Source organism: Flavobacterium zepuense, assembly GCF_007097145.1.
In the GTDB taxonomy this organism is placed as follows: domain Bacteria; phylum Bacteroidota; class Bacteroidia; order Flavobacteriales; family Flavobacteriaceae; genus Flavobacterium; species Flavobacterium zepuense.
Map to the genome: position 1 here is coordinate 1 of NZ_VJVZ01000025.1, position 8212 is coordinate 8212.

General features: G+C 43.9%; 12 protein-coding genes. 11 read left to right on the plus strand and 1 reads right to left on the minus strand.

The annotated features are described in order from the left end of the window. Together FMM05_RS20715 and FMM05_RS20720 are read left to right on the plus strand one after the other, a co-directional pair. Positions 1 to 277 (plus strand): DUF1810 family protein (locus tag FMM05_RS20715; RefSeq protein ID WP_143375338.1); only part of this gene is annotated, 277 nt, incomplete at its 5' end. A 48-nt stretch (positions 278 to 325) separates the two neighbouring features. Beyond that, positions 326 to 562, plus strand: a complete 237-nt coding sequence (locus FMM05_RS20720; protein ID WP_143375339.1) for a hypothetical protein — start codon at positions 326 to 328, stop codon at positions 560 to 562. A gap of 118 nt (positions 563 to 680) precedes the next feature. Here the strand turns inward: FMM05_RS20720 and FMM05_RS20725 are convergent, their stop codons facing one another. Then, entirely contained in the window at positions 681 to 944 is a 264-nt protein-coding gene (locus tag FMM05_RS20725) for a hypothetical protein (RefSeq protein ID WP_143375340.1), read from the minus strand. Positions 945 to 1183: 239 nt separating this feature from the next. Here FMM05_RS20725 and FMM05_RS20730 point away from each other — a divergent pair, with 239 nt between their 5' ends. From FMM05_RS20730 to gcvH, 9 genes are all read left to right on the plus strand, one after another. Next, positions 1184 to 2215, plus strand: a complete 1032-nt coding sequence (locus tag FMM05_RS20730) for a hypothetical protein (protein ID WP_143375341.1) — start codon at positions 1184 to 1186, stop codon at positions 2213 to 2215. A 188-nt stretch (positions 2216 to 2403) separates the two neighbouring features. After that, positions 2404 to 2880 (plus strand): hypothetical protein, encoded by a 477-nt coding sequence (locus FMM05_RS20735; protein WP_143375342.1) that lies wholly within the window; start codon positions 2404 to 2406, stop codon positions 2878 to 2880. Between the two features lie 157 nt (positions 2881 to 3037). After that, the gene (locus FMM05_RS20740; RefSeq protein ID WP_143375343.1) at positions 3038 to 3586 is read left to right on the plus strand and encodes a DUF6624 domain-containing protein; all 549 of its coding nucleotides are present in this window, start codon (positions 3038 to 3040) and stop codon (positions 3584 to 3586) included. 261 nt (positions 3587 to 3847) lie between these two features. Further along, positions 3848 to 4177: an ArsR/SmtB family transcription factor gene (locus FMM05_RS20745; RefSeq protein ID WP_143375344.1), complete on the plus strand. Its 330-nt coding sequence runs from the start codon at positions 3848 to 3850 to the stop codon at positions 4175 to 4177. Positions 4178 to 4232: 55 nt separating this feature from the next. Continuing rightward, positions 4233 to 5081 carry an arsenite methyltransferase gene (locus FMM05_RS20750; protein ID WP_143375345.1) on the plus strand — a complete coding sequence of 283 codons (849 nt, stop codon included), beginning with the start codon at positions 4233 to 4235 and terminating at the stop codon, positions 5079 to 5081. A 21-nt stretch (positions 5082 to 5102) separates the two neighbouring features. Next, entirely contained in the window at positions 5103 to 6188 is a 1086-nt protein-coding gene (gene arsB / locus FMM05_RS20755) for an ACR3 family arsenite efflux transporter (RefSeq protein ID WP_143375346.1), read from the plus strand. After that, entirely contained in the window at positions 6188 to 6961 is a 774-nt protein-coding gene (locus FMM05_RS20760) for a metallophosphoesterase family protein (RefSeq protein ID WP_143375347.1), read from the plus strand. Before arsB ends, FMM05_RS20760 begins: the two co-directional genes overlap by 1 nt. Next, positions 6936 to 7655, plus strand: a complete 720-nt coding sequence (locus tag FMM05_RS20765; RefSeq protein ID WP_235894440.1) for a metallophosphoesterase family protein — start codon at positions 6936 to 6938, stop codon at positions 7653 to 7655. Before FMM05_RS20760 ends, FMM05_RS20765 begins: the two co-directional genes overlap by 26 nt. A 12-nt stretch (positions 7656 to 7667) precedes the next feature. Continuing rightward, positions 7668 to 8048: a glycine cleavage system protein GcvH gene (gcvH, locus tag FMM05_RS20770; RefSeq protein ID WP_143375348.1), complete on the plus strand. Its 381-nt coding sequence runs from the start codon at positions 7668 to 7670 to the stop codon at positions 8046 to 8048. Positions 8049 to 8212: the final 164 nt, after the last annotated feature.

The window sequence follows — 8212 nt, forward strand, 5'->3', positions numbered from 1 at the left end:
TTCAATTTACTATGCCATTGAAGGCCTTGCAGAGGCCACTGATTACCTAAAGCATCCTGTGCTTGGCAAGAACCTAATAGAAATATCACGCGCCGTAATGACCGTTGAAGGCAGGACCGCTAATGAAATTTTTGGTTCGCCGGATGATTTGAAACTCCGCTCGTCCATGACCTTGTTTGCCCAGGTTAAAGGTGCCGATCCCGTTTTTAACGAGGTGCTGATCAGATATTTCGCTGGGCTGTTCGACCCCCTGACCCTAAAATTACTTGAAAAATAAAACATTCAGTATTTTAAATATCCTGTGTAATCCTAATTGCCTGCCTTAATGAAACTGTACGATTTTCTTTTGCTTAATGATGAACAACAATACCAGGCTGTTTGGCTACTTGGTGTACACATCGATAATATCATTTTTGAAAGAATACATTACCAGCTCTACAGTATCAATGACTTTTACGTGGAAGTGCGCTACGATGCCTTATCCAATAAGATCGTCGGCAAGTTACCTTTCAAGCAGGGCGAGCACCTTGATAAATATTTAGGGGATGGGACGCTATTGTAACGGATCGTTGCGCTTTTAAACTTTCACATGGCTATCGACTATTCTCACCTGAAGCACAAACCAATATAAAAAAGGCTACCAGTTAAACGGGTAGCCTTCTTTAGTAAAGTTGTCAAAATTAAATGCAGGTCAGTACCCACTCTTCCGGCACAGAAACTTTGCCATTTTTAACATAGCCCGGATGTGATGCAATGAAAGCATTAATGCAGGCCAGTGTGTTAAAATAGGCATGCACATCATCGGTCAGGATGGTTGGGGTACCATTGTCATTCGTTGCACGATAGGCAGTGACATTGACTTCATTTGTGCTTTTTGAATGGTTAGTGCCCAGGCTAAACGAAGACAGCGTCACAAGTAACACAATTGCTAGTAAAATTTTCATGATAGTTGGAATTTATTTGTTAACTACATGAAAGGTAGTCGTTTAAAGAATCCAGTGATTACGGATTTTCCGCACTTAACTTTTTATTAACATCATCCATTATTTGCAACCGCAGGAAGTTTAATACTGCCTCCACGATACCCGACACTGTAAAAAGTGCTTCAATTTTTATTTCATGAGCTAAAAATTCACTATAATTCAATAAATTTACGGTATCTGCTCATCTAAAATCCTGCGTAATGACAGACATCCACCATTATATCACTGAACTTTTAAAGGGAAATGTATTGCCCGGCGAGCCGCCTTTTTCGCTTGACAGCAATTTCCGGGCTGTGGACCGCGAAGATTACCTAAGCTACCTGCCTGCGCTTTGCCGGTTCATCGAAACAGAAAAAGACCTATTTAAACGCTCCATTGCCCGGCTGGTCTTGGAACGGATAATCCCTGATAAGCCGGACCTTGCCATAGCCAATTGCCTGCTTAAAGGTTTGGAAGACCCCGACCGGATTACAAGGGATCTATTGCTAAGCCATATTGAACCCTTGCTGTTGCCGGACGGTACCAACATTGAACCCATAAAACAATGTGTCCGAAAGGGTGACTTTTTAGAACGCACCTCAGCCCTTAAGGCGCTGCGGGCAGCACCGGGAATAGAAGGCGAACTGTTTTTACTGGAAGTCCTGCGGCGCACCGATAATTTCTGGGATATTGAGACGATCGCTGTAATACTGGGCGATATTGGAAGCGTATTTTCCCTCCCCGTATTAATGGCGCGGCTGGAAAATGAGACTATGGAAACGGATGAATTAATCTACCAAGCGCTGGAAAAGATCGCCTCAAGGTTAGAGATGCCAAGTGAACTCAGGGAGCAATTGGGCAACCCTGACTTTTGGAAGGTCAACTGGCAGGGCACAAAAGAAAGCTTCATGGGATTTATGGCAATGGTTACCATGATATCAGGCAATAGCGACAACCCGGAAGCCGAAGACCAGTTGGGAGAGATCTTCCGCGAAGAAATGCATGTTGATATAGCCCCTTTCCGGACCTACCGTGAGCTGCGCTTGTGCAGTAACGATGAGGATATGTTTGGCGCTATGGTTGGTATTGAAGAAAGCCTGCAATCCCGAATATTACTGGAGGTCGCATTGAGCAATGCCGGTATCTCCGAAAGCAGGGAATCGCAGTTTGAGGGTATTTACTTTAATATGCTCAACGATTACCTCTTTACCCGCCTACGCCGGAAGATCCGTTTTGCAGACGACGATTTTTAATTCTGACGTATTTTACGCATATTCGTAATTCAGGGCACCAAGCCCTGTGTGATAAGGTTTAGGTTAAAGCCTCCCGCAGCGAGTGTTGGGAGGCTTTTATTAATATTTAAAGCTTATAAGAAATATCTTGGTATAACCCTGTTATGCATGGCTTTTTTGATTATTTTCGATTTAAAAAACTAATCCTAATGAAGTATCTCCCTGTTTTATTGCTGCTGTTTTCCTTAACGGCCTTTTCACAGGAATTAGAAACCCTTAAACATCAGGACACCATCTACCTGGTCCTGCCGGAAACTGATGGCAGTATAAGTAAAGAATACAAGACGTTTACTTTTAGTGGCGCGGGTAATAAAAAATATGGTGCGCAGGGTTATACTTTATCTGAACCTTCAGGCGGGCGGCAAATTCATCTAAACACCCAGAATGACACATCCCCGTACTTCATGAAAAATAATATTACTGTTGAAAGCCGGTTATTTTTTGCCCAACATAAGGATGCTGTAATCACGCTTGAATTTATCAATAAATATGGTGTAGCTGCTGTATTTTTTGATACGTTGCAAATCAAAAATATGGGAAAGTATAAATTTTACGTGATAAACGAAGCGAGCCTAAAAGATGAATCTATTGTCTTAAAAGCAACACGCCCAATATCTTTTGAGTAAGGCTGTAAGCAAAAACCGCACCCACATGGGTATGCTTTAATTGTTTACTGTATCAAGGCGTTTGGGGCATTATTTCCATGTTTATCATCGAAGTGCTGCACCTTTGCCGCTATTTGTCGAGAATGTTCGAATTTACACTACTTATCAATCTTTTTCTATGAATACACATATTTCTAATGAATTGATAGAAATGGCGCAGCACGACCTGCATGATCGGGAAAAGCTTATAAACGAAGGTAAGCTTACACCGGGCTATAATCCCGATATGGAACGGGTTCACAAAATCAATGCGGCACGGCTGGAAGAGATCATTGACGCTATCGGGTATCCTACAACCTCAAAAGTGGGCAAACAAGCCAGTGAAGCAGCATGGCTTATTGTGCAGCATGCAATCAGTGAACCGGCTTTGATGAAAAGGTGCTACACACTTATCATAGAGGCAGGTGATAATGTAAGCCCGCAAAACCAGGCGTACTTATATGACAGGATATGCTATTTTGAAGGAAGGCCGCAGAAGTATGGTACCCAGTTTGACGACCGTGGCATGTACCCGGTCGAAGATAAGGCAGAAATGGTACGCCTGCGCGAAGCATTGCGACTTAGGGCGCACGATGAAGACCTCATTGTCGTGCATAAGGCAGGCCAGAACCTGCACCCTTTTGACAGGGAGTTTAATAACTGGCGAAAGAACGTTGGATGGATATGATTAATAATGTGCTAAGGTTAAGGAAAACCCCCTATTTTTCAAATTTCGTCAAAAAGGCGATAGAACATTCTTAGTATGCTAAGGTATCCATAACTTATGCAGTAGTATTCTGCGTAAAGTTACCGAAGTGAGATAAAAATTGCATTGCAAAATTTTTATCAAAATTTACATTTTGCATAAATCTATCGCTGAAAAAACATAATTATATTTTTTTGATATAAATGTTGCCGTTAAAATATTAATCGTAATATTGCAATATATATGGGACTAACTAAAACAGAAATTTTCACAGACGAGCAAAACAAGCTGGCCATCCAGCTTAAGGCTATCGCGCACCCTGCAAGGATCGCTATCCTGCAATACATTATAGCGGCAAAGGCCTGTATCTGCGGTGACCTTGTGGAAGAACTGGGTTTAGCCCAGCCGACTATTTCACAGCATTTGAAGGAACTGAAAAATGCGGGGCTGATACAAGGAACAATTGAAGGCGTTAGCGTGTGCTATTGTATTGAACCGACAGCCTGGGCAGCATTGCAGAAGGAAATCAGCAACCTGTTCGCATCTTATAAGGACCCCAATAACTGCTGTTAAAAAAATTTGCTTAAATCAATCGCAATATTGCAATCATACAATAAAAAGTAATATCATGGAAACATCTGAAAAAGACCTGAAAGAACTGGTAAGGCAAAAATACAGTGAGATCGCTTTACAGGATAAGGAAGACAACCAAGCCTCATGCTGTGGGGCCACAGGCTGTAGCACCGAAGTATATAACATCATGAGTGATGATTACTCGCAAATGGAGGGATACAATGCTGATGCCGACTTAGGCTTGGGTTGTGGCCTGCCTACACAGTTCGCAAAAATAAAAAAAGGTGATGTTGTAATCGACCTGGGTTCAGGAGCAGGTAATGATGCCTTTATAGCAAGGGCGGAGACAGGCGAAACAGGAAAAGTGATCGGTATTGATTTTACGCAAGCCATGATTGATAAGGCACGCACTAATGCCGAAAAACTGGGCTTTAATAATGTAGAGTTCCGTTTTGGTGATATCGAAAATATGCCGGTAAGCGACAATGTTGCTGATGTGGCCGTCAGCAACTGTGTACTGAACTTGGTGCCGAATAAAGATGCGGTGATAAAAGATATCTTCAGGGTATTGAAGCCCGGCGGGCATTTTAGTATTTCCGATGTTGTACTGATTGGCAACCTGCCGGATGGCTTGCGCCATAGTGCTGAAATGTATGCCGGTTGTGTATCGGGTGCCATTCAAAAACAGGCTTATCTCGAACTGATAAAGCAAAATGGCTTTCAGAACATCAGCATACAAAAAGAAAAAGTGATCGATATACCTGCTGATATCCTGAAAGATCATTTATCTGACGAAGAAGTGGCGCAATACCAAAGCAAGGAAGCCGGTATATTCAGCATTACCGTTTATGCAGAGAAGCCTGTTGAAGCTAAAGCCTGCTGCGGCCCGGACTGTTGCAATTAATTATTAAGACACAAAACAATTATGTCAGCAAACAACTGTGCCCCCGTGGCCGAACGTAAAAAGTTAGGTTTTCTCGACCGCTACCTCACCCTCTGGATCTTTTTGGCTATGGCCATTGGTGTGGGTGTGGGTTATTTCATCCCTTCATCCGCAGGTTTTATCAATTCGTTTTCGAGTGGGACAACTAATATCCCCTTAGCTATTGGTTTGATCCTGATGATGTACCCGCCTCTCGCCAAAGTAAAATATGAAAATATGGGTGAGGTTTTTAAAGATACCAAGGTTTTAAGTGCATCCCTTATCCTCAACTGGATTATCGGTCCGATCTTAATGTTTGTGCTTGCCATCACCCTTTTGCGTGACCATCCGGATTATATGGTAGGCTTGATACTTATCGGCTTAGCCCGCTGTATTGCCATGGTAGTCGTGTGGAACGAACTGGCGGAAGGCAACCGCGAATATGCGGCGGGACTTATTGCCTTGAACAGTATCTTTCAGGTGCTGCTCTACAGTGTCTATGCGTACCTGTTTATTACGGTATTGCCGCCACTTTTCGGGCTGGAAGGCCTGGCTGTCGATATAACCATTGGGGAAATCGCAAAAAGTGTCGGCATTTACCTCGGCATACCGTTCGCGGCTGGGTTTATCAGCCGTTATGTACTGATCAAGTTAAAAGGCGAAGATTGGTTCCAAAACCAATATGTGCCGTTTATTTCCCCGATAACCCTAATTGCCCTGCTGTTTACTATCGTGGTCATGTTCAGCCTGAAAGGTAACCTGATCGTTCAGATCCCTTTTGATGTAGTGCGCATTGCCATACCGCTTGTCATTTATTTCGCCATCATGTTCGTGCTGAGTTTCTTTATCGGAAAGTCCTTTGGCGCTGACTATTCCAAAAGCACCTCCATAGCATTTACTGCTACGGGTAACAACTTTGAACTTGCTATCGCGGTTGCAATCGGTGTCTTTGGCATCAATTCCGGCGAAGCCTTTGCAGGTGTCATCGGTCCGCTGGTCGAAGTACCGGCACTGATCGCCTTGGTGAACCTTGCGTTTTACTTCCGTAAAAAATACTACACCTCTAAAAAACTTAATACAACTGAATAATGAAAATCGCTCTTTTTTCCGACATACATTCCAACCTACCAGCCCTCGAAGCCTTCTTCGCCGATGTGGAAGCAAAAAAGCCGGATGCCATCTATTGCCTTGGTGACCTGGTGGGCTATAACATCTGGCCCAACGAAGTAATTGATGAGATCCGCAGGCGGGGCATCCCCACTATTGCCGGTAACTATGACTTTGGCATTGGCCGGTCAAGCGACGACTGTGGCTGTGCATACAAGACAGACGAGGAAAAAGCAATGGGTAAAATATCCATTGCTTACACCAACGAGATAGTTAAAGATGAGCAACGGGCCTACCTGCGCACGCTTCCGGCGCACATCCGTTTAGAGTTCCAGCTAAACAGCGATAAACTGAACGTACTTTTGGTGCACGGCAGCCCCCGTAAGGTAAATGAATACCTTTTTGAAGACCGGGACGAAAAAAGCCTCATGCGCATTATGGAACAGGCTGATGCAGATGTACTGTGCTTTGGACACACACACCAGCCCTACCACAGGGTACTTCCCGCTGAAGCCATTTTGGCCGATACACATTACCGCCATGCCATTAACATTGGTTCCGTTGGCAAGCCCAAAGACAAAGACCCGCGCGGTGGTTATGTATTACTGCATATCAGCGAAGGCAGTTCGGTTAAAGACAAGGACAGCATCTGGGTAGAATTTGTGCGTTTTGATTACGACATCGAAAAAGCGGCAAAAGCAGTTGAGGGCAGCCCGCTGCCCAATGAATATGCCGACATGCTACGAAACGGATAAGATGAAAATAGCACTATTCTCAGACGTACACGCGAACCATCCGGCATTTGAAGCTTTCCTTTCAGACCTTGACCGTGAGAAGCTTGACGCGGTATATTGCCTGGGCGATCTGATAGGATACAATATATGGCCTAATGAAGTAATAGCCGAAGTCCGCAGGCGCGGCATCGCCACCCTTGCCGGCAACCATGACTTAAGAACAAATGAATATGCCTACGAATTGGTTGCTCCGGATAACCGAGCTTTCCTAAGCACGTTACCTGCCCATATTAAACTGGAATACCGCTTGCACGATCAAAACATTACTATAGTAATGGCGCACGGCAGCACGCGGAGTATAAACGAATATGTTCTGGAAGAGCTTGATGAAAACTATATCCTTGAAATGATGCGTGAGGCAAAAGCGGACGTTTTATGTGTTGGACACTCCCACAAACCTTACCATCGGGTCTTGCGTGATGCTGATAAAGTTAAGCATGTAATCAATATCGGCTCTGTTGGTAAGCCCAAAGATGGTAACCCGCACGGATGCTATGTCCTGCTGTCGATAGATGAAGATTGTGGCCTAAGTGATCCCCAAGCCGTACACGTAGAATTCAGGCGGGTGCCTTATGATGTTGAGAAGGCGATGCAGGCAATTTTTGACAGCCCATTGCCGGACGAGCTGGCATCAAGGTTACTAAATGCAAACTAAAATAAAGCAAATATGGAATTTTCCGAAAACCTGTTGTATTCAAAAGAGCATACCTGGCTAAAGGTAGAAGGTAACACCGCCATAATTGGCATTACCGAATTTGCGCAAAGTGAACTGGGTGAGATCGTGTATGTTGAATTGCCCAATGTAGGCCAGTCATTCGCAGCTGACGAAGTATTTGGGTCTGTGGAAGCTGTTAAGACTACAAGTGACCTTTTTATGCCAGTGGCGGGTAAGGTAATAGAAGTCAACGAAGCCCTGGTGCAAAAGCCGGAATTGGTTAATACCGACCCTTTTGGGACGGCCTGGCTAATCAGGATTGAAATAAAAAACCAGTCAGAAATAAACAATTTACTTACTTCAGGCCAGTACAACGATATGGTAGGTAAGTAAACTCCTGCGCGATACACTTCGCATAGGTTAATCTTAAATAATAAATGCCTTATGGGATTCGGATTACGAATGATATAAGGCATTTTATTAGGACATTCCCGCTAAGCGGTCCGGGCTTTTCACTCCAATCTTTTCGTATCGAAAAGGATTTCCATTGCAATCCC